Origin of the sequence: Rhodanobacter sp. Root627 (assembly GCF_001427835.1) — a bacterium.
GTDB classification, from domain to species: Bacteria; Pseudomonadota; Gammaproteobacteria; order Xanthomonadales; family Rhodanobacteraceae; genus Rhodanobacter; species Rhodanobacter ginsenosidimutans.
In genome coordinates this window covers 1,310,902-1,331,033 of record NZ_LMGW01000001.1, presented here as the reverse complement: position 1 = coordinate 1,331,033, position 20,132 = coordinate 1,310,902, and the positions used below count along the sequence as shown (strand labels likewise).

Annotated in this window: 16 protein-coding genes; 6 read left to right on the top strand and 10 right to left on the bottom strand. The window is 66.2% G+C overall.

All coding sequences use genetic code 11. The features are described from left to right. Positions 1-9 precede the first annotated feature (9 nt). The 7 genes from ASD68_RS06220 to ASD68_RS06190 all read right to left on the bottom strand — a co-directional run bounded on the left by ASD68_RS06220 (position 10) and on the right by ASD68_RS06190 (position 9,556). The gene (locus tag ASD68_RS06220; protein WP_056604579.1) at positions 10-606 is read right to left on the bottom strand and encodes a TIGR00730 family Rossman fold protein; all 597 of its coding nucleotides are present in this window, start codon (positions 604-606) and stop codon (positions 10-12) included. A 114-nt stretch (positions 607-720) separates the two neighbouring features. Further along, positions 721-2,145 carry a dihydrolipoyl dehydrogenase gene (gene lpdA, locus ASD68_RS06215; protein ID WP_056080151.1) on the bottom strand — a complete coding sequence of 475 codons (1,425 nt, stop codon included), beginning with the start codon at positions 2,143-2,145 and terminating at the stop codon, positions 721-723. Positions 2,146-2,256: 111 nt separating this feature from the next. Further along, complete coding sequence (gene odhB, locus ASD68_RS06210; protein ID WP_056604577.1) at positions 2,257-3,462, bottom strand: 2-oxoglutarate dehydrogenase complex dihydrolipoyllysine-residue succinyltransferase; 1,206 nt, start codon at positions 3,460-3,462, stop codon at positions 2,257-2,259. A gap of 83 nt (positions 3,463-3,545) precedes the next feature. Beyond that, positions 3,546-6,428 (bottom strand): 2-oxoglutarate dehydrogenase E1 component, encoded by a 2,883-nt coding sequence (locus ASD68_RS06205; RefSeq protein WP_235578648.1) that lies wholly within the window; start codon positions 6,426-6,428, stop codon positions 3,546-3,548. Between the two features lie 213 nt (positions 6,429-6,641). Then, positions 6,642-7,592 carry a GNAT family N-acetyltransferase gene (locus ASD68_RS06200; protein ID WP_056604560.1) on the bottom strand — a complete coding sequence of 317 codons (951 nt, stop codon included), beginning with the start codon at positions 7,590-7,592 and terminating at the stop codon, positions 6,642-6,644. Beyond that, positions 7,589-8,782 carry a cupin domain-containing protein gene (locus tag ASD68_RS06195; RefSeq protein WP_056604558.1) on the bottom strand — a complete coding sequence of 398 codons (1,194 nt, stop codon included), beginning with the start codon at positions 8,780-8,782 and terminating at the stop codon, positions 7,589-7,591. Before ASD68_RS06195 ends, ASD68_RS06200 begins: the two co-directional genes overlap by 4 nt. Before the next feature lie 24 nt (positions 8,783-8,806). Beyond that, positions 8,807-9,556, bottom strand: coding sequence for a sulfite exporter TauE/SafE family protein (locus ASD68_RS06190; protein ID WP_056080137.1), 750 nt, complete (start codon positions 9,554-9,556; stop codon positions 8,807-8,809). Between the two features lie 159 nt (positions 9,557-9,715). Here ASD68_RS06190 and ASD68_RS06185 point away from each other — a divergent pair, with 159 nt between their 5' ends. The 3 genes from ASD68_RS06185 to ASD68_RS06175 all read left to right on the top strand — a co-directional run bounded on the left by ASD68_RS06185 (position 9,716) and on the right by ASD68_RS06175 (position 14,040). Further along, positions 9,716-11,551 carry an assimilatory sulfite reductase (NADPH) flavoprotein subunit gene (locus ASD68_RS06185; protein ID WP_056604555.1) on the top strand — a complete coding sequence of 612 codons (1,836 nt, stop codon included), beginning with the start codon at positions 9,716-9,718 and terminating at the stop codon, positions 11,549-11,551. An 81-nt stretch (positions 11,552-11,632) separates the two neighbouring features. After that, on the top strand, positions 11,633-13,321 hold the full coding sequence (gene cysI / locus ASD68_RS06180) for an assimilatory sulfite reductase (NADPH) hemoprotein subunit (RefSeq protein WP_056080132.1): 1,689 nt from the start codon (positions 11,633-11,635) through the stop codon (positions 13,319-13,321). Then, a complete protein-coding gene (locus tag ASD68_RS06175; RefSeq protein ID WP_056604553.1) occupies positions 13,318-14,040 on the top strand; it encodes a phosphoadenylyl-sulfate reductase in 723 nt (240 codons plus the stop codon). Before cysI ends, ASD68_RS06175 begins: the two co-directional genes overlap by 4 nt. Before the next feature lie 477 nt (positions 14,041-14,517). On the opposite strand, the gene ASD68_RS06170 is transcribed toward ASD68_RS06175, so the two are convergent. Further along, on the bottom strand, positions 14,518-15,516 hold the full coding sequence (locus ASD68_RS06170) for a LysR substrate-binding domain-containing protein (RefSeq protein WP_056604551.1): 999 nt from the start codon (positions 15,514-15,516) through the stop codon (positions 14,518-14,520). A gap of 301 nt (positions 15,517-15,817) precedes the next feature. Here ASD68_RS06170 and cysG point away from each other — a divergent pair, with 301 nt between their 5' ends. Further along, positions 15,818-17,305 (top strand): siroheme synthase CysG, encoded by a 1,488-nt coding sequence (gene cysG, locus ASD68_RS06165; protein ID WP_056604549.1) that lies wholly within the window; start codon positions 15,818-15,820, stop codon positions 17,303-17,305. A gap of 82 nt (positions 17,306-17,387) precedes the next feature. After that, positions 17,388-18,326, top strand: coding sequence for a cysteine synthase A (cysK, locus tag ASD68_RS06160; RefSeq protein ID WP_056604544.1), 939 nt, complete (start codon positions 17,388-17,390; stop codon positions 18,324-18,326). Between the two features lie 44 nt (positions 18,327-18,370). Here cysK and ASD68_RS06155 read toward each other — a convergent pair whose 3' ends face one another. Then, positions 18,371-18,763, bottom strand: coding sequence for a helix-turn-helix domain-containing protein (locus ASD68_RS06155; protein WP_056604541.1), 393 nt, complete (start codon positions 18,761-18,763; stop codon positions 18,371-18,373). Between the two features lie 163 nt (positions 18,764-18,926). Here ASD68_RS06155 and gstA point away from each other — a divergent pair, with 163 nt between their 5' ends. Then, on the top strand, positions 18,927-19,544 hold the full coding sequence (gene gstA / locus ASD68_RS06150) for a glutathione transferase GstA (RefSeq protein ID WP_056604539.1): 618 nt from the start codon (positions 18,927-18,929) through the stop codon (positions 19,542-19,544). 65 nt (positions 19,545-19,609) lie between these two features. On the opposite strand, the gene ASD68_RS06145 is transcribed toward gstA, so the two are convergent. Further along, a complete protein-coding gene (locus tag ASD68_RS06145) occupies positions 19,610-20,080 on the bottom strand; it encodes a GNAT family N-acetyltransferase (RefSeq protein WP_056604537.1) in 471 nt (156 codons plus the stop codon). Positions 20,081-20,132 lie beyond the last annotated feature (52 nt).

The following is a 20,132-nucleotide window of genomic DNA, read 5'->3' as shown; positions in this document are numbered from 1 at the left end:
GATTTCCCGTCAGGCGTCGACGCTCTGGTTGTCGATCCACTTGGGCAGGTAGGTGCCTTCGTAGGTCTGCATCCAGTCGAACAGCGCGGTCATGTCATCGCCGAACCAGAGGCTGTCGCGCTGTTCGGGGCGTACGAAACGTTCGTCGACCATGTGGTCCATCATTGCGCGCAGGTCGCGGTAGTAGCCGCGCGCATCCAGGAAGGCGCAGGGATAGCGGTGCAGCCCCAACTGCGCCCAGGTCAGCATCTCGAACATCTCGTCCATGGTGCCGAAGCCGCCGGGCAGGGCGACGAAGGCGTCGGACAGTTCGTACATGCGGGTCTTGCGCTGGTGCATGGTGTCCACCACCACCAGCTCGCTGAGCCCGGGATGCGCCACTTCCAGATCCACCAGTTGGCGCGGGATCACGCCAATCACCTTGCCGCCACCGGCAAGCACGGCGTCAGCCACCGTGCCCATCAACCCGACCTTGCCACCACCATAAACCAGCGCCATACCGCGCTCGGCCATTTCGGCACCGAATGCGCGCGCCTGCTCGGCGTAATCGGGATGCTTGCCGGAGCTGGAGCCGCAGTAGACGCAGAGGGCGGTGGGCTGGGGCATGTTTCTGGAACCTCAATCAGCTTGGGTCCGGCTGAAACCCGGAACGGTTTTTTCTGAAAACGAGACGGCCCGCCCATGTCGCCACGAGCGGGCCGTGTTGACTTGCGCGAGCGCTCAGTTGCCCTTGTGGATGGCGCGCTTGTCGACCGACAAGGCGGCCTCGTGCACGGCTTCGGACAAGGTCGGGTGCGCGTGGACGATGCGTGCCAGATCCTCGGACGAGCCCTTGAACTCCATTGCCACCACGCACTCGGCGATCAGCTCGGAGACGCCCGGGCCGACCATGTGCACGCCGAGGATGCGATCGGTTTCGGCGTGGGCGATCATCTTCACCTGGCCGACGGCCTCGTTCATCGCCACGGCGCGGCCGATGGCGGCGAACGGGAAGCTGCCGACCTTGTATGGCACGCCGGCGTCCTTCAGTTCCTTCTCGGTCTTGCCGGCCCAGGCCACTTCCGGCTCGGTGTAGATCACGAACGGGATGGTGTCGTAGTTGACGTGGCCGGCCTTGCCGGCGATCCACTCGGCTACAGCCACGCCTTCCTCGGAGCCCTTGTGGGCAAGCATCGGGCCGCGCACGGCGTCACCGATGGCCCAGACGCCGTCCACGCCGGTGTGGCAGTGCTCGTCGACCAGGATGCGGCCGCGCTCGTCCAGCTTCACGCCGGTGTCGTCGGCCAGCAGGTTCTGCGTGTAGGCGCGGCGGCCCACGGCGACCAGCAGCTTGTCGACCACCAGTTTCTGCTCGCCGTCCTTGTTGGTGTAGACCAGATGCACGCCGTCCTTCTTCACCTCGGCCTTGTTGAGCTTGGCGTCGAGCTTGATGTCCAGGCCCTGTTTGGCGAACTCCCGCGCGGCAACCTTGGCAATGTCGGCGTCGGCCACCGAGAGAAAATCGGGCAGCGCTTCGATGATGGTCACTTCCGCGCCCATGCGGCGCCACACGCTGCCCAACTCCAGGCCGATCACGCCGGCGCCGATCACGCCAAGGCGCTTGGGCACTTCGGCGAAGTCCAGCGCGCCGGCGTTGTCGACGATCGCCTTGCCGTCGAACTTGGCGAACGGCAGTTCGATCGGGACGGAGCCGGAGGCCAGGATCACGTTGGTGGCGCTGATCGTCTCTTTCTTGCCGTCGGCGCCAGTGATCTCGACGCTGTTGCCCTTCAACAGCTTGCCGGTGCCGAAGAACGGCGTGACCTTGTTCGCCTTGAACAGCTGGCCGATGCCGCCGGTGAACTGCTTGACGATCTTGTCCTTGCGGCCGATGAACGTGCCCATGTCGACCTTGGCGTCGCCCACGCTGATGCCGTGCACCGGCAGGTTGTGCGCGATGTTCCAGAACTGGCGCGAGGAATCGAGCAGCGCCTTGGACGGAATGCAGCCCACGTTGAGGCAGGTACCGCCCAGCGCCGGCTTGCCGTCCTTGCCGGTGAAGGCGTCGATGCAGGCGGTCTTCAGCCCCAGCTGCGCGGCGCGAATCGCGGCCACATAGCCGGCCGGGCCGGCGCCGATGACGATGACATCAAATTGTTCGCTCATTTCATTCGCTCACGGGAATAGGGAATCGGGAGTAGGGAATAGGGAATCGTTGGGGCAGGGCGGGCTTCGCTTTGACGATTCCCGATTCCCCATTCCCGATTCCCGGGCTCGTCAGAGCCCCAGCAACATCCTCTGCGGATTCTCCAGCTGGTTCTTGATGTCGACCAGGAACAGCACGGCGTCCTTGCCGTCGATGATGCGGTGGTCGTAGCTGATCGCGATGTACATCATCGGCGCGGCGATGATCTGGCCGTTCTCGACGATGGCGCGTTCCTTGATCGTGTGCATGCCCAGGATGGCGCTCTGCGGCGGGTTGACGATCGGGGTGGACAGCAACGAGCCGAAGGTGCCGCCGTTGGTGATGGTGAAGGTGCCGCCCTGCAGGTCGTCCAGGCTGAGCTTGTTGTCGCGCGCCTTCTTGGCGTATTCGGCAATGCCTTTCTCGATGTCGGCGAAGCTCATGTCCTGCACGTCGCGCAGTACCGGCGTGACCAGGCCCTTGTCGGTGGACACGGCGATCGAGATGTCCTGGTAGCCGTGGTAGATCACGTCGTTGCCGTCAACCGAGGCGTTGACGTACGGGTAGCGCTTCAGCGCTTCGGCGGCGGCTTTCACGAAGAAGCTCATGAAGCCGAGCTTGATGCCGTTCTCCTTCTGGAACGCCTCGCCCAGCGATTTGCGCATCTTCACCACTTCGCTGAGGTTCACCTCGTTGAACGAGGTGAGCATGGCGATGGAGTTCTTCGACTGCATCAGTCGCTCGGCGATGCGCAGGCGCATGCGGGTCATCGGCACGCGCTCTTCCGGGCGCGAACCCGGGGTCGGCTTCGCTGCCGGCGCGGCGGCGGGAGCCGCGGCAGGGCGCGAGCCGGCGTTGACCACGTCTTCCTTGATGATGCGGCCGTCGCGGCCGGTGCCGGCGATGGCGGAGGTGTCGACCTTGTTCTCGGTGGCAACGCGCTGCGCGGCAGGCGAAAGCTCGGCGGCGGCCTTCGACGCCGCCGGGGCGGGTGCCGCGGCGGCAGGCGCGGGAGCAGGAGCAGCGGCAGCTGCAGCCGGCGCCGGTGCGGCGGCTGCGGCGCCTTCCTCGATGATCGCGATGACCTGCTCGCTGTTCACCGTGTCGCCCACGTCGTGGCGGATTTCCTTCAGCACGCCATCGACCGGCGCAGGGACTTCCAGCACCACCTTGTCGGTTTCGAGGTCGACCAGGTTCTCGTCGCGTTTCACCGCGTCGCCGGCTTTCTTGTGCCAGGCGGCGATGGTGGCGTCGGAGACGGACTCGGGCAGAACGGGGACTTTGAGTTCGATGGACATGAGAAAAGGGCTCTTGAGTGAGTGCGCTCATCCGTGGGCGCAAAATCAAAAGCGGCCATCCGTGGCCGCACTATCCAGGAAGTCTATTCTGCGGAATGGTCGGTGCCGACCGGTTCGGTCAGCGCCTGTTCGACCAACGCCGCCTGTTCGGCGGCATGGGTGTTGAGGTGGCCGGCCGCCGGTGCCGGCAGGCGCGCGCGGCCCGCGTACGAAAGGCTGTGGTTCGCGCCGCTGCAGGCTTGCAGGTGGTGGCGAATCTGGAACCAGGCGCCCTGGTTCATCGGCTCTTCCTGGCACCACACCACTTCCTTGGCGGCCGGGTATTTCTCCAGCTCGGCGCTGACTTCGTCCCGCGGGAACGGATACAGCTGCTCGACACGCACGATGGCGACGTCGGCCAGCTTCTTCGCTTCCGCCGATTCCAGCAGGTCGTAATAGACCTTGCCCGAGCAGAACACCACGCGCTTGACCTTCTTGGCGGCCAGCTTGCGGTGTTCGCCGATCACCAGCTGGAAGCTGCCGTTGGCCAGCTCGTCCAGCGTAGACACCGCCAGCTTGTGCCGCAGCAGCGACTTGGGCGTCATCACGACCAGCGGCTTGCGCACCGGGCGCAGCATCTGGCGGCGGATCATGTGGAAATCCTGCGCCGGCGTGGTCGGCACGCAGACCTGCATGTTCTCCATCGCGCACATCTGCAGGAAGCGCTCCAGGCGAGCGGAGGAGTGCTCCGGGCCCTGGCCTTCGTAGCCGTGCGGCAACAGCAGCACCAGGCCACAGAGGCGGTTCCACTTCGCTTCGCCGGAGCTGATGAACTGGTCGATCACCACCTGCGCACCGTTGGCGAAATCGCCGAACTGCGCCTCCCAGATGCTGAGCGTGTCCGGGTCGGTGGTGGAGTGGCCGTATTCGAACGCCATCACCGCTTCCTCGCTGAGCAGCGAGTCGATGATTTCCACGTCGGCACCGGCGCGCACGTTGGCCAGCGGCATGTAGGTGTGGCCGTCCTTCTGGTCGTGCAGCACGGCATGGCGGTGGAAGAAGGTGCCGCGGCCGGAATCCTGGCCCACCAGGCGCATCTCACTGCCGCCGTCGATCAGGGTGGCGTAGGCCAGGTTTTCGGCGAAGCCCCAGTCGGCGGGAAGTTCGCCGGCGGCCATCTTGCGTCGATCGTCGTAGATCTTCGCCACGCGACCCTGCAAGGTGATGTCCTTGGGCACATCCAGGATCTTCGCCAGCAGTTCTTGCAGTTTCTTCTTCGGCACCGTGGTGTCGGCGGGGGTGGTCAACTTGCCGCCGATGAAGCGCGACCAGTCCACGATATTGCTGTGCGCGGCGTCGGGATCGAGGTTGGCGACGGTGTCGCCGGCCTCCAACTGGCCCCGGTAGGCGTCGAACATCTTCTGCCCGTCGCCTTCGGCGATCACGCCTTCCTTCACCAGCTGCTGCGCGTACAGCTCGCGGGTGGGTTTGCGCTTGCGGATGATCTGGTACATCACCGGCTGCGTGGCGGCGGGTTCGTCCGCCTCGTTGTGGCCGTGGCGGCGGTAGCAGACCAGGTCGATCACCACGTCCTTGCGGAAGGTCTTGCGGAATTCATAGGCCAGGCGGGTGACTTCGATCACCGCTTCGGGATCGTCGCCGTTCACATGGAACACCGGCGCATTGACCATCTTGGCCAGGTCGGTGCAGTACATGGTGGAGCGAGCATCCTGCGGGTTGGAGGTGGTGAAGCCGACCTGGTTGTTGATCACCACGTGCAGGCTGCCGCCGATCTTGAAGCCGCGGGCCTGCGACATGTTGAACAACTCCATGTTCACGCCTTGGCCGGCGAACGCGGCGTCGCCGTGGATCAGCACCGCCATGGACTGCTGGTGCATGGTGTCGCGGCGGCGGATCTGGCGCGCATGCACCGAGCCGGCGACTACCGGGTTGACGATCTCCAGATGCGACGGGTTGAACGCCAGCGCCACGTGCAAGCCACCCTTGGGCGTCTTGACGTCGGCGGAGAAACCCATGTGGTACTTCACGTCGCCCGAGTAGGAGGGGTCGTCGGCGTGCTCGAACTTGCCCTCGAATTCGTTGAACAACATCTTCGGCGGCTTGCCCAGGATATTGACCAGCACGTTGAGGCGGCCGCGATGGGCCATGCCCACCACCATCTCCTTGATGCCGTTGTCGCCGGAGGAGCGCACCACGTCGTTCAGCAGCGGGATCAGGCTGTCGCCGCCTTCCAGCGAAAAGCGCTTCTGGCCCACGTATTTCGTGTGCAGGTAGCGCTCGAGCCCGTCGGCGGCGGTGAGTTCGGCCAGCACCAGGCGCTTGCCTTCGGCATCCAGGCCCGCGCTGCCGTTGGCCTTTTCGAGCCGGGTGTAAACCCAGTTGCGCTGCTCGTGGTTGCTGATGTGCATGAACTCGGCGCCGACCGTGCCGGCGTAGACCTTTTTCAGGCGCGCCAGCAGTTCGCCCAGCTTCAGCCGTTGGCCGCCGCCGGCGTAGGTGCCGCAATCGAATTCAGTGTCGAGGTCGGATTCGGCCAGGCCGTGAAAGGCCAGCCCCAGATCCGGTGCCGGCATCCGCTCGGTAAGCCCCAGCGGGTCGAGGTCGGCTGCCAGATGGCCGCGTGAGCGGTAGGCGGTAAGCAGGCGCAGGACGCCGGCCTGCTTGCTCGGGTGTCCGTCGGACTGTGTCGAGGGGCCTGCGTTTCCACTGAAGTGGCGCTGTTTTTGCGCGGCCTCGATGCGGGCAATGGCGGCGCGTGGGGAAACATCGCCCGCCTCGCGTCCCTTGAACGTGTCGAAATAGCCGGCCCACTGCTCAGGCACCGAGGACGCATCGGCGAGCCAGGCGTCGTACAGCGCCTCGACGTAGTCGGCGTTGCCGCCGGCGAGTTGCGATGATTCCAGAAATTCGCGGATCAGGTTCTTGCTCACGTCACCACCGGTTGGGGAAGAGATGCTTGCAGCCACCGTTCTGATCGATGGGGATGATGGCTGGCGGCAATTCCTATAATTATAGCCCTCCGTCACGTCGGCAGGACAACCGCAAAAGTCTCATCACGCGGTCATCCGGCGGGCATCTGCGCCGGGTCATCGGCCATCGTGGCAATACCCGCGCAGTTTGCGCCGGCGCACGTGTAGGAAACGATATGCCGCTGCCACATCACCTTGGCCAGTGGGCGTTCATATGTCGAGTATCTGCAGCATGCTGGCGGGCGCGGAGCGGTCCCACGCATGGTCGAAATGCTGCCGCAGGGGCGCCTGCGCCACACGGTCATGGCGTGCGCCACGACCGGGCGGGCGCGCGGCGTCGGGCAGCAGCAGGTAGCCGCCGACGTCGTTGAGCAGATAGGACGAACCGTAGGTCAGGTCGGCATCCTCCAGCGGGGTGCGGATGTGCATCGCGCTGGGCAGGCGTTGGGCCAGTGCAATCAGGCGGTGGTCGTCACGCAAGGCCGCGGCCGGGTCATGCAGCACGATGCGGATCCGGGCATTGCGACCGGACAGGGCCAGTCGGCGCCATTGCTCCAGCTCGTCATCGCTGGCGTAGATATCGACGGGCAGCAGGGGCGCGTACAACTCCACGCGGTGGTGCGCATCCCGCAGCAATTGCAGGCGCGCCAGGGCCAGCTCGACGCGGGTGGTTGCCGGCAGTGCTTCGGTCACCTTGTGCGGCCCGTCGGGGCGTTTCGTGGCGGACAGCGAAAGCCGCATGGCGCGGTGCGCGATACCGGCGTCGTCGAATACCTCGCCGTGCGCGCTGAACCCCTGCCGTTCGTAGAACCCGATGGCGGGCAGTTGCGCCCCCAGGCTCACTTCGGGCCAGCCCAGCGCACGCGCTTTCTCGACCAGCTCGCGCAGCATCGCGGCGCCCACGCCCTGGCCGCGCCAGGCCTGGCGCACGGCCATGCGGCCGATCTTGTGTTGCGGGGTCAGCCGGCCGCATCCGATCGGCTGGCCGTCGTCGTCACGAGCCAGCACGTGGTGGCAGTGCGCATCCAGGTCGTCGCGTTCCAGTGCCTCGGGTACGCCCTGTTCCTGCACGAATACTTCGTGGCGCAGGGCGAGCAGGTCGGTGCGTTGCGCCTCGCGGGCCCAATCGGCGGCTTCGACGTGGAAATGCTGAAGCTTCATTGACGGCGCGACTTGCGCGGCAGCAAATGACCCTCGTTCACCAGCGTGCGCAGCAGGTCCAGTTCCAGCTCGTCGAGCGGTCCGGAAGGCCGCCATGCGCGCTGTTCGCACAAGGCCTGCGCCAGCGCCGGCGAAGCGGCATGGGCCTGGCCGCTGACATACAGCGTGCAGCTGCCCTTGCCCTGGCTCCAGGCCAGCCGCGACCACGGGTGGCGCAACAGGCTGGCGCCAGCGGCGAGCTGTTTCTTCAGCGCGGCCTCGGTCAGCGGTCGCTCCAGCGGGGCCACCACCTGTGCGTTGCGGTAGCGCGTGATGAAGCGCCCGAACCAGTCGCGCAACAGGGTTTCATCCAGCGCGGCGGCGAACGGCAGGGCGTCGCCGATGCGCGCGAGGGCGGCGCGATCGATCTCGCCGGTGGCGCGCGCCGGTTTCAGGTCGGGATCGGCGTAGCGCAGCTCTTCCGGCAGCAGGTCGGCGATGTAGTCGGCCAGGTCGCCGGTCATTTCCGCCTGGGAAGGCGCGCGCATGCCCACCGAGAACGTCATGCACGGCCCGCCGAACGCGATGCCGTCGTGCGGCACGCCCGGCGGCAGGTACAGCATGTCGCCCGGTTGCAGCAGCCATTCGTGTGTCGGCTCGAATACCGCCAGCTGTTTCAGTTCCACGTCGGGGCGGAACGCCTTCGGTGCCAGTGGATCGTCGCTGATCGCCCAATGGCGCTGGCCCAGCCCCTGCAGCAGGAACACGTCATATTGGTCCACATGGGCACCGACGCCACCCTCGGGCTCGGCGTACGACACCATGACGTCGTCCACGCGCCAGCTTGGCAGGAAGCTGAAAGGCTCCAGCAGGCGCGCCACGTCGGCGTCCCATTTGTCCACGTCCTGCACCAGCAAGGTCCAGTGGCTGTCCGGAGTGCGGGCGAAATCGGCTTCGCTCAGCGGGCCCGAATTGACATGCCAGCGGTCGCGCTTGGGGTCATGCACGATCAGCCGTGCCAGCGCGGCCGGCTCGCAGGCCAGGCCGGCCAGGTCATCCGGCTGCAGCGGCGGTTCGAAATCCGGAAAGGCACCGCGGATCAGCAGGGGCCGTTTCTGCCAGTAATCGCGCAGGAACCGGGTCGGGCTCATGCCCAGCGGCTGGCTTGCGCTGCCGCGGACTTCGATGGGGAAAGTTGGGTTCGGGGTCATCCGGCCATTGTAGATGCTGGATGCTCAGACAAGCAGCCGGAACGCATTGTGCAAGCCCAGCGCCAGCACGGCGAAACCGGCGAGATAGGTGGCCAGCCGGCCGGGGATGCGGCGGATGAACACGGCGCCGAACGGCGCTGCCAGCACGCCGCCGATGATCAGCCCGAAAACGGCGGTGAGATGGGTGGTGCCGATGCTGAGCAGGAAGCTGATGCTGGCCGCCACGCTGACCACGCATTTGGCCAGGTGCACGCTGCCGATCACGGCGCGCGGCGGCAAGCCGCGCGCCAGCAGGACGGTGACCGTCAATGCGCTCCAGCCACCGCCGCCGATGGCATCCACGAAGCCGGCGACCGAACCCAGGGCCGACGTGCCGCGCGGCACGTCCGTGCGGTCACCGGGCGGGCGCGTGCCGCGGAACAGCAGGAACAGCCCCATGCCCAGCAGATACGGCGTCAATGCCACCCGCATCCAGTGCGCCGGCACGTTGATCGCCACGTAGGCACCCAGCAGGGCGCCGATCACGCCGGGGATCACCAGCGCCAGGAACAGCCGCCGTCGCACGTTGCCAGCCAGCAGGTGGCTGAGCCCGGAGGCGCCGCAGGTGAACGTTTCCGCGTAATGCACGCTGGCGCTGGCCGACACCGGCGGTACGCCCAGGCCCATCAGCAGCCCGGCCGAGGTCACGCCATAGGCCATGCCCAGTGCTCCATCGACCAGTTGGGCGAAAGCACCGACGGCGATGAAGACGAACAACTCGGCGAAATTGGGCATGGATATCTGGTGATGGAGGCCGGCGAGAGTATCAGACCGTCATCGCCTGCGCTGAAATGAAGAGCGGGCATAAGCACATGCCGACATATGCTTTTACCTGATACCGGCAGGTACCTAGGATTGGACGCCAAGAAGTAAAGACGTCCAAAAGGAAGCGCCGTGAACGTTGCGTTGAAACCCATTCTTCCCACCCCTGCACTTGGGGAGGAACGGCTCGCGCTGCTGGCGCGTTTGACCGACGGCCTCTCGCCGGCGGATCTCTACTGGGTGTCCGCCTATAGTGCGGCGCTGGCATCGCTGGCCACGCGCATTCCCGGCCACGCCGGTCTGGCGGTGGTTGCCGATGCCCCGCCGCCGGCCGAGCGCCCGGCCGAGCGGCTGACCGTGGTCTACGGCAGCCAGACCGGCAACTCCAAGCGCGTGGCGGAAAAGCTCGCCGGCAAGGCCGAGGCCGCCGGCTTGGGCGTCAGGCTGCTGCGTGCCGGTGCCTACCCGCTGCGCGAGCTGGCGCAGGAGCGTCACCTGGTGGTGGTGATCAGCAGCCAGGGTGAAGGCGATCCGCCGGATGACGCGATCGGCTTCATGGAGTTCATTGCCGGCAAGCGCGCGCCCAAGCTGCCGCAGCTGAAGTTCGCGGTGATGGGCCTGGGCGATTCCAGCTATGCGAAGTACTGCGCGGTAAGCCGCGACCTCGATGCCCGGCTGGCCGAACTGGGTGCGACCCGGTTCGCGGCGCTGGGCGAGGCTGACGTGGATTTCGAGGCGGCCGCGGCGACGTGGTCGCAGGGCGCGCTGGAGACGGTGAAGCAGGCGCTGAGTGCACCCGCGGCGGCTGCGCGCCCGGTCAGCCCGTTGCATGCCGTCAACGCGGCCCCGCTGCATTCACGCGAAAAGCCGTTCGTCGCCGAAGTGCTGGAGAACCAGCGCATCGTGTCACGCGACAGCAACCGCGACGTGCGTCATCTGGAGTTGTCGCTGGAAGGCTCCGGCCTGCGTTACGAAGCGGGCGACGCCCTCGGTGTATGGCCCAGCAATCCGCCGGTACTGGTGGACCAGTGGCTGTCGGCGCTGAAGCTCGACGGCAGTCGGGAAGTGGCCCACGAAGGCAAGCGCCTGCCGCTGGCCCGCTGGTTGAGCCAGGAACGCGACATCACCCGTTTGACCCGCCCGTTGCTGGCGGCGCATGCCGCCCTCAGTGGCAACCACGACCTGCAGCGCGTACTGGAGCCTGAGCACAAGGCGGATTTTGCCGCGTTGCTGGAAAGCCATCAGCCGATCGACCTGCTGCGCGAATTCCCCGCCGCGTGGGATGCCGACCAGCTCGTCGCCGCGTTGCGGCCGATAACCCCGCGGCTGTACTCGATCGCTTCCAGCCCCAGGCTGGTCGGTCCGGACGAAGTGCACCTCACGGTGGCCGTGGTCGAGTACGAAAGGCATGGCAGCAAGCACTTCGGTGCGGCTTCCACCTTCCTCGCCACGACCGATGATGACGCCCGGGTGCCGGTGTTCATCGAAGAGAACGAGCGCTTCCGCCTGCCGGCCGATGGCAGCCGCGACGTGATCATGATCGGCCCTGGCACCGGCATTGCGCCGTTCCGCGCGTTCGTGCAGGAGCGCCAGGCAGCCGGTGCCAGCGGCCGCAACTGGCTGTTCTTCGGCAACCGCCATTTCTCGCAGGACTTCCTCTACCAAGTGGAATGGCAGGAAGCCTTGCGCAGCGGCGCGCTGCACCGGCTGGACCTGGCGTTCTCCCGCGACCAGGCCGAGAAGCTGTACGTGCAGCAGCGGGTGCGCGAGAACGGCCGCGAGTTGTACGCGTGGCTGAACGAAGGTGCCCACCTGTATGTCTGCGGCGACTCCGCGCACATGGCCAAGGACGTGCACGAAGCGCTGCTCGACGTGGCCTCCGTCCACGGCGGTCTCAGTGCGGACGACGCCAAGGCCTGGTTGGCCGACTTGCTGCAACAGGGCCGTTACGCCCGCGACGTCTATTGAGGTTTTATTTCTGCGTTCATCCGTGAACGCCAGAGTCAAAAAGCGGCCATCCATGGCCGCACTCTTCAGAACAACATTCCCATGCCTTCCCATCTCGAACACATCAAATCCGAAAGCCGTCTTCTGCGCGGCACCATTGCCGAAGGGCTGGCTGACACCGTCACCGGCGCCATCGCCGAGTCGGACACCAAGCTGCTGAAATTCCACGGCAGCTACATGCAGGACGATCGCGACATCCGCGACGAGCGCCGCCGCCAGAAGCTGGAGCCGGCCTACGCATTCATGCTACGCGCGCGCTTGCCCGGTGGCGTGATGACGCCCGCGCAGTGGCTGGCGTTCGATGAACTGGCCAGCAACTACGCCAGCAGCGGCCTGCGTATTACGACCCGGCAGACCTTCCAGTGGCACGGCATCCTCAAGAAGAACCTGAAGGCCAGCATCGCGGCCATCAACGCCGCGGCAGCCAGCACCATCGCCGCCTGCGGTGACGTCAACCGCAACGTGATCTGCAACACCAACCCGATCGAGTCGGAAGCGCACGAGAAGGCCTACGCCTGGGCGGCGCGCCTGTCCGAGCATCTGAAGCCGAAAACCCGCGCGTACCACGAGTTCTGGCTGGACGGCGAAAAGCTGGTGGGCGAGGAAGCCGCCAACGAGCAGGAGCCGCTGTACGGCCCCACCTATCTGCCGCGCAAGTTCAAGATCGGCGTGGCCATCCCGCCGCTCAACGACATTGATGTCTACTCGCAGGATCTGGCACTGATCGCGATCATCGAGAACGGCGAACTGGTGGGTTTCAACGTCGGCATCGGCGGCGGCATGGGTGCCACCCACGGCGATCCGGCCACCTATCCGCGGCTGGCCGACATCATCGGCTTCGTGCGGCCGGAAAACCTGGTGGTGCTGGCCGAAACCGTGATCGGCGTGCAGCGCGACTGGGGCGACCGTGAGGAGCGCAAGCACGCGCGCCTGAAATACACGGTGGACACCTATGGCCTGGATGCAACCAAGGCCGAGATCGAAAAGCGGCTCGGTTTCGCGCTGGAGCCCGCGCGCGCGTTCCATTTCGATCACAACGGCGACCGCTACGGCTGGGTCAAGGGCCACGCCGGCCGCTGGCACCTCACCTTGCAGGTGGAATCGGGTCGTCTGCTCGACACCGAGGCGCACACCTGGCTCAGCGGCATGCGCGAGCTGGCGCACATCCACACCGGCGACATCCGGCTGACCTGCAACCAGAACCTCATCATCGCCAACGTGGCCGCCGAGGATCGCGACACCATCGACGAGCTGGTCGCCCGCCATCACATGGATGGCTACAAGCGGTACAGCGGCATCCGCCAGCATTCGATCGCCTGCGTGGCCTTGCCCACCTGCGGCCTGGCGATGGCGGAAAGCGAGCGCTACCTCCCCAGCTTGCTGCTGAAGCTGGAAACCCTGCTGGACCGCCACGGACTGATCGACGCGCCGATCCTGCTGCGCCTGTCCGGCTGCCCCAACGGCTGCTCGCGTCCCTACCTGGCGGAAATTGCCCTGGTCGGTCGCGCACCGGGTCGCTACGACCTGCGCCTGGGTGCGGATTTCCAGGGGCAACGGCTCAACCAGGCGTATCGCGAGAACGTCGACGAGGCGGTCATCCTGGAAGTGCTGGATGGCTTGTTCGGCCGTTACGCCGCCGAGCGCAACGCGGGCGAATACTTCGGTGATTTCCTGTTGCGCGTGGGTGTGTTGAGCGAACCGCGGAAGATTCCGCTGAAGGTGAACGCATGAACGCGATCCAGCTCCCTTTCAATGACCACAGCCCGCGCGCGCTGGCGGATATCAACGCTTGGATGGCGAGCCTGACTGCCGAGCAGCGGGTGGAATGGGCGCTGAAGAACACTGCCGGCAACCATGCGCTGTCGTCGAGCTTCGGTGCACAGGCCGCCGTCTCGCTGCATCTGGTCAGCCAGCAGAAGCCGGACATTCCGGTGATCCTGATCGACACCGGCTACCTGTTCCCCGAGACCTATCAATTCGTCGATACGCTGACGGAACAGCTGTCGCTGAACCTGAAGGTCTATCGCCCCACGATCGGCCGCGCCTGGGCCGAGGCCCGCTATGGCCGGCTGTGGGAGCAGGGGCTGGAAGGCCTGGAGCAGTACAACCGCATCCGCAAGGTCGAGCCCATGCAGCGCGCGCTGGCCGAGTTGGAAATCAACGGCTGGTTCGCCGGCCTGCGTCGCAGCCAGTCCAAGAGCCGCCACGAAATCCCGTTCGTCGAATGGCAGCGGGGCCACTGGAAGTTCCACCCCATCGCTGACTGGACCGACCGCGACGTGGGCATGTACCTGCAACGCCACGGCCTGCCGTACCACCCGCTGTGGGAGCAGGGCTACGTCTCCATCGGCGACACCCACACCACCCGCCGCTGGGAGCCGGGCATGGACGCCGAAGACACCCGCTTCTTCGGCCTGAAGCGCGAATGCGGCCTGCACGAACTGGTGTAACCCAGCTTTTCCCTTCTCCCGCTTGCGGGAGAAGGTGCCGAAGGCGGAAGAGGGCGCTCTTGCCTGGCTCGCGTCGAGCGAAAAGCGCCCCCTTCAGCCCTTCGGGCAGCTTCCCCCGCGGTGCGGAGGAAGCGAAAGGCCGTAGCTCCACGCCTTGAGCCGGACTCTCACATCTTCCTTCCTCCGCTTGCAGGGGAAGGTGCCGAAGGCGGATGGGGGGGGCTCTTGCCTGGTTCGCGCCGAGCGAAAAGCCCCCCTTCAGCCCTCCGGGCAGCTTCCCCCGCGGTGCGGGGGAAGCGAAAGGCCGTAGCTCCACGCCTTGAGCCGGACTCTCACATCTTCCTTCCCCCGCTTGCGGGGGAAGGTGCCGAAGGCGGATGGGGGTGCTCTTGCCTGGTTCGCGCCGAGCGAAAAGCCCCCTTCAGCCCTCCGGGCAGCTTCCCCCGCGATGCGGGGGAAGCGAAAAGTCAAAACCTCTCACTCCATGCTGGCTTTCCGGGCCCGCGCCACGTTCTGGCGCCAATGCGGAACCACGGTCGCCGGATGCGGCGTGCCGTTGGTTACCGTGCTGCGCACGTCGGCGCGGTTCAGGTGCGGCGCAAACTGCACGATCCAGTCCAGGGTGTAGTCACGCAGCACGCTGTCACGGCGCAGCAGGATCCAGGTGGTGCAGGTCGGGAACAGCGCATCGGCGGTGATCGTGCGCAAGTCATCGCCATCGCTGGGCAACATGGCCATTTCCGCCAGTACGCCAATGCCCATGCCGGCGCGCACGTAGGTCTTGATCAGGTCCGCATCGGCGGCGGTCATGGCGACCTGTGGCACCAGCCCCGCGGCGGCGAACGCACGGCGCAGTGAGGATTCGGGCTTTACCGAGGAGTCGTAACTGACCAGCGGCAAATCGGCCAGTTCGGCCAGGGTCGGCGCGCGCTTGAGCGAGGCCAGCGGGTGCGTATGCGGCATCAGCACCACGCGATTCCAGCGGTACGCGGGCAGGGCAATGCCACTGGCTGGCGCCGCACCCGAGGTACTGACCACGGCCAGGTCGACGCGGCCACCTTCCAGCAACGCCAGTACTTCCGCGTCGCCGCTGGGCTGCAGGTGCACGCTGACCTGCGGATAGCGCCGGCTCAGTGCCGCGATCGACGGCGGCAGGGCAAAGCGGGCCTGGGTGTGCGTGGTGGCGATGCGAAGTTCGCCGTGTTCCTCGTTGCGCAGGTTGGCGGCGATGGAACGGATGTTGACCGCTTCGGCCAGGATCACGCGGGCGCGCTCGAGCACGCGGGTGCCCGCATCGGTCACGCCATCGAGGCTCTTGCCCTTGCGCGTGAACAGCTGCAGGCCGAGTTCGTCCTCCAGTTGCTTCAACTGCTTGCTGACGCCCGGTTGCGTGGCGTGCACGCGTTCGGCGGCGGCGGTGATATTGAGTCCGCAATCGGCGATGGCGATGAGGTAGCGCAGTTGGGTCAGGGTCATGGCGTGGGTTCGCAGTGTACCGATGAGGAGTGTACGGGCAGACGGAGGAGCTGCGGTGGCTTCGACACGCCTGTGGCATAACGTCCCGGCCTTGCCGGATACCTGGCTGGACGACGGGCGACTTCAGGCGGACTTGGCAAATTCAGACGTCTAAACGCCCAAACAATGTTGTCATACTACATCAGGGTGGTGCTCATAACCTTGAGGTATATCAACGGCATCACAAGTCATTTCCCCAACAGTGGCCGCGCCTATAGCGTTACGGTGCCGCGCTGCCGTGGCGTCGATGCCGTATGTCCCCATGAAGTTGTATCCGTTGTTTGCCGATCTTTCCCGCCGCGCCGTGCTGGTTGTGGGCGGCGGTGCCGTGGCCGAGCGCAAGGTGGCGGCGCTGCTGGCCGCCAAGGCGCAGGTGACGGTCGGCGCGCCATTGCTGACGCCGCAACTGGAAAGCCTGGTCAGGAAGGGCCGCATCGCGCATCGCGCGGGCGTGTTCGAGGCCAGCTGGATCGACCACGCCTGGCTGGTGGTGGCCGCCACCTCGGATCAGGCGCTGAACGCCCAGGTGGCCGAACTGGCCACCTTGCAGCGCATTTTCGTCAATGTGGTGGATGACGCGCAGTTGTCCAGTTTCCACGTGCCGGCGGTGATCGACCGCTCGCCGGTGATCGTGGCCATTTCCAGCAGTGGCGAGGCGCCGATGCTGGGCCGGCTGCTGCGCGAGCGGCTGGAAACGTTGATCGACCACTCGGTCGGGCCGCTCGCCGCGCTGGCCGCACGCTTGCGCAAGCGCATCCGCCGGCGCTATCCGGACCTCGCCCTGCGTCGCCAGTTCTATCAAAAACTGCTGACCGGTCCGGTCGCTGACCTGCTTCGCCGCAACCAGCCCGAAGCAGCCACCGCTGCGGCCGAACAGGCACTCGCCGCGCCCCGCGCGGAGGCCGTGGGGTCGGTGGTGCTGGTGGGCGCGGGGCCGGGCGATCCGGGCCTGCTGACCCTGCGTGCGTTGCGCGCGCTGAACGAGGCGGATGTGATCCTGCACGACCGACTGGTCAGCCCGGACATACTGGAACTGGCCCGGCGCGACGCCGACCGGATCGAGGTGGGCAAGCAGGCCGGCAACCACCATGCCACCCAGGATCAGATTCATGCGTTGATGCTGGAACACGCGCGTGCCGGCAAGCGCGTGGTGCGCCTGAAAGGCGGTGACCCGTTTGTCTTTGGCCGTGGCGGCGAGGAACTGGAATACCTGCGCGACCACGGCATTGCCTATGAAGTGGTCCCCGGCATCACCGCGGCGCTGGCCTGCGCCGCCTACGCCGGTGTGCCGCTGACCCATCGCGACCACGCCCAGTCGGTGCGCCTGGTCACCGCGCATTGCCGCTCATCGATGGACACGCTCGACTGGGCCGCGCTGGCGCAGGAGCGGCAGACGCTGGCGGTCTACATGGGCGTGGCCGGGCTGGAAACGGTGCAGGCGCAGTTGCTTGCGCATGGCCGGGCAGCGGAAACGCCGTTTGCGCTGGTCGAGAACGGTTCGCGTGCTGACCAGCGCGTGGTGACCGGCACGCTGGCCGACCTGCCGGCACAGGCGCGTCGCCACGATGTGCGCTCGCCGGCGCTGCTGATCCTGGGCGAGGTAGCGTCGCTCAGCCATCGGCTGGCCTGGTTCGGCGCCGAGCCGCTGGGGGCGCCCGTCGCCATCGAGCCCGCGGCACCGCCCCAGCCCGTGCCGCGCCCCGCCCGGCACGCCACGGTGGAGACCTTGCGCGCCATCCATCGCGCGTAACCTCTGCGTCACCGCGGTTCTTTCATGCTGCGCGTTGTCGAGATTCCGGCAGCGCGCTTTTCTTTACCCACGGAGCGTTTCCATGATCTACAACAGCATCCTCGACACCATCGGCCGCACGCCCATCGTGAAGCTGCAGCGGCTGGCACCGGCCCACGTGGATATCTACGTGAAGGTCGAAGCGTTCAACCCGGCCGGTTCGGTGAAAGACCGCCTGGCGCTGGCCATCATCCTCGACGCCGAGCAGCGCGGCGTGCTGAAGCCTGGCCAGACCGTGGTGGAGTCCACTTCGGGCAACACCGGTGTGGCGCTGGCGGCCGTGTGTGCGGCCCGTGGCTATCCCTTCGTGGCGGTGTTGCCGGACTCCTTCTCGATCGAACGGCGCAAGCTGATCCGCGCCTATGGTGGCAAGGTTCTGCTCACTCCGGCGGCGCTGCGTGGCAGCGGTGCCTCGGCGAAGGCGCAGGAGCTGGCCGACAAGCACGGCTGGTTCCTCGCCAACCAGTTCGACAACCCGGCCAATCCGGCCTACCACCGCCAGACCACGGCCGCTGAAATCATCAGCGACTTCGCTGGTCGCCGCCTCGACTATTTCGTCAGCGGCTGGGGCACCGGCGGTACGCTTACCGGCGTGGGCGAGGTGCTCAGGGTGGCGCGCCCGGAGGTCAATGTCGTCGGTGCCGAGCCCGCCGCCGCCTCGCTGCTGGGCGGCAAGGAATGGGCCTCGCACAAGATCCAGGGCTGGACGCCGGACTTCCTGCCTGCCGTGCTCAACGGCCAGGTGGTCGACCAACTGGTAACCGTGGACGACGTGGTGGCCCGCGACACCGCGCGCGTGCTGGCGCAGAAGGAAGGCATCTTCACCGGCCTTTCCTCCGGCGCCACACTGGCGGCCGCGCTGCAGGTGGCGCAGACCGCGCCCGAAGGCTCCGTGCTGCTGGCGATGCTGCCGGACACTGGCGAGCGCTACCTGTCGACGTTCCTGTTCGAGGGCGTCAACGAGGGTTCCGACGAGGTTTGATCGCTGCGACAGGCCGGTCATGTACGGCCGGCTTGTCGATCCATTCAATCGCGCCGCCGGCGTGTCGGCCTGACGGCTGCAGCCGGTATCGCTCCGCCCCATTTCGCCATCAGCTTCTCGCCCACGTTGGCCAACGCCTGGATGGCCGGCAGCAGTTCACGGCCCAACTCGGTCAGTGCGTACTCGGCCGATGGGGGCGAGCTGTCCAGCGCACGACGTGTCACCAGACTCCGCGATTCCAGCTCCCGCAACCGCGCGCTCAATACCCGCGCGGAGATGCGCGGAATGTCGTGCCGCAATTCCCCGAAACGGCGCGGCCCGGCGCTCAGATACCAGATCACGTTCGGCGCCCAGGCACCGCGCAGCAGCGCCATGCTCTCGCTCAGCGGGCAGGTCGGCGGTATCGATGCGTTGTTTTTGCGTACGGGCAGGCCCATGGCTTCAGGGGAACCGGTTACTGGTGGGATACCGCATTTTCGCCTGATTCGGCGCCGGTTGGTATCCATAAGTAACCACGGTGGCTAGCATGCACTGCGTCGCCGCGATTCGCGCGGCGATCCCGCGTGTGCAGCGCGTGTTCCACCCCCTCATGGATCAACGATGAAACTCTATTACTTCCCCGGTGCCTGTTCCCTGTCCCCGCATATCGTGGCGCTGGAGGCGGGCATCCCGCTGCAACTGGAAAAGACCGACATCAAGACCAAACTCACCGAGAGCGGTGCGGATTTCGGGCAGATCAACCCGAAAGGCTACGTGCCGACCCTGGTGCTGGACAACGGCGAAATACTGACCGAAGGCACCGCGATCGTGCAGTACCTGGCCGATCTGAAGCCCGAGAGCGGCCTGGCTCCCGCCAACGGTACGTTGCCGCGCTATCGCTTGCAGGAAATGCTGGGTTACATCAACTCCGAACTGCACAAGAATTACAGCCCGCTGTTCAATCCGGACACGCCGGAAGCCGCGCGCGCCGCGTGCGAAAGCTACCTGTTGCGGCGCTACCAGCTCATCGAGAATGCGCTGGCGAAACAGCCGTGGCTACTGGGCGAGCAATTCACCGTGGCCGATGTGTACTTGTTCACCGTCACCAACTGGGCCGGCCACGTGGGCCTGGATCTCTCCCGCTTCACCGCGCTGGCCGCGTTCCAGCAGCGCGTAGCCTCGCGGCCCGCGGTGCAGGCGGCGCTTGAGGCTGAAGGGTTGCTCAGCAAAGCCGCATAAAGCGGCGCGTACGGCAATGTTCGAGTTGACCGGGCCCGCAAGGCGGGTCCGGTCCCATGGAATGGTCAGGCGTGGGTGGTATCGATCGACCTCGTCATGAACACGCTGTTGGGGTCCGGCCGGTAGTCCGCGAAGGGTGCGCAGGGAGCGAAGCCGAAGGACGCATAAAGGCGACGTGCCGGCTCGAAGAATTCCATGGAACCCGTCTCCAGGCTGAGGCGCGAATAGCCACTGACAGCAGCCTCCCGAATCAGATGTCGCAACATCATGGACGCGACGCCACGACGCAGATGGGAGCCGGCGGTACGCATGGATTTGATTTCGGCGTGCGCTGCCGTCAGGTGCTTGAGGGCACCAAATCCGGCCAGTGCCGCACCATCCCAGATGCTCCAGAACGTGACGTCGTCGCTCCGAAGGCCAGCCAGGTCGAGAGCGTGGCGGCTTTCCGGCGGGGCCGTCGGCGCCATCGATTCCAGATGCTCGCGCAGCAGTTCCAGGATCTGCGGGCCTTCGAGGTTGTCGAGTCGAATGTCCACGGCTTTTTTCCCGGATTGATTCGAAAAGCTGCCAGGCGTGATGGGTTGTAGG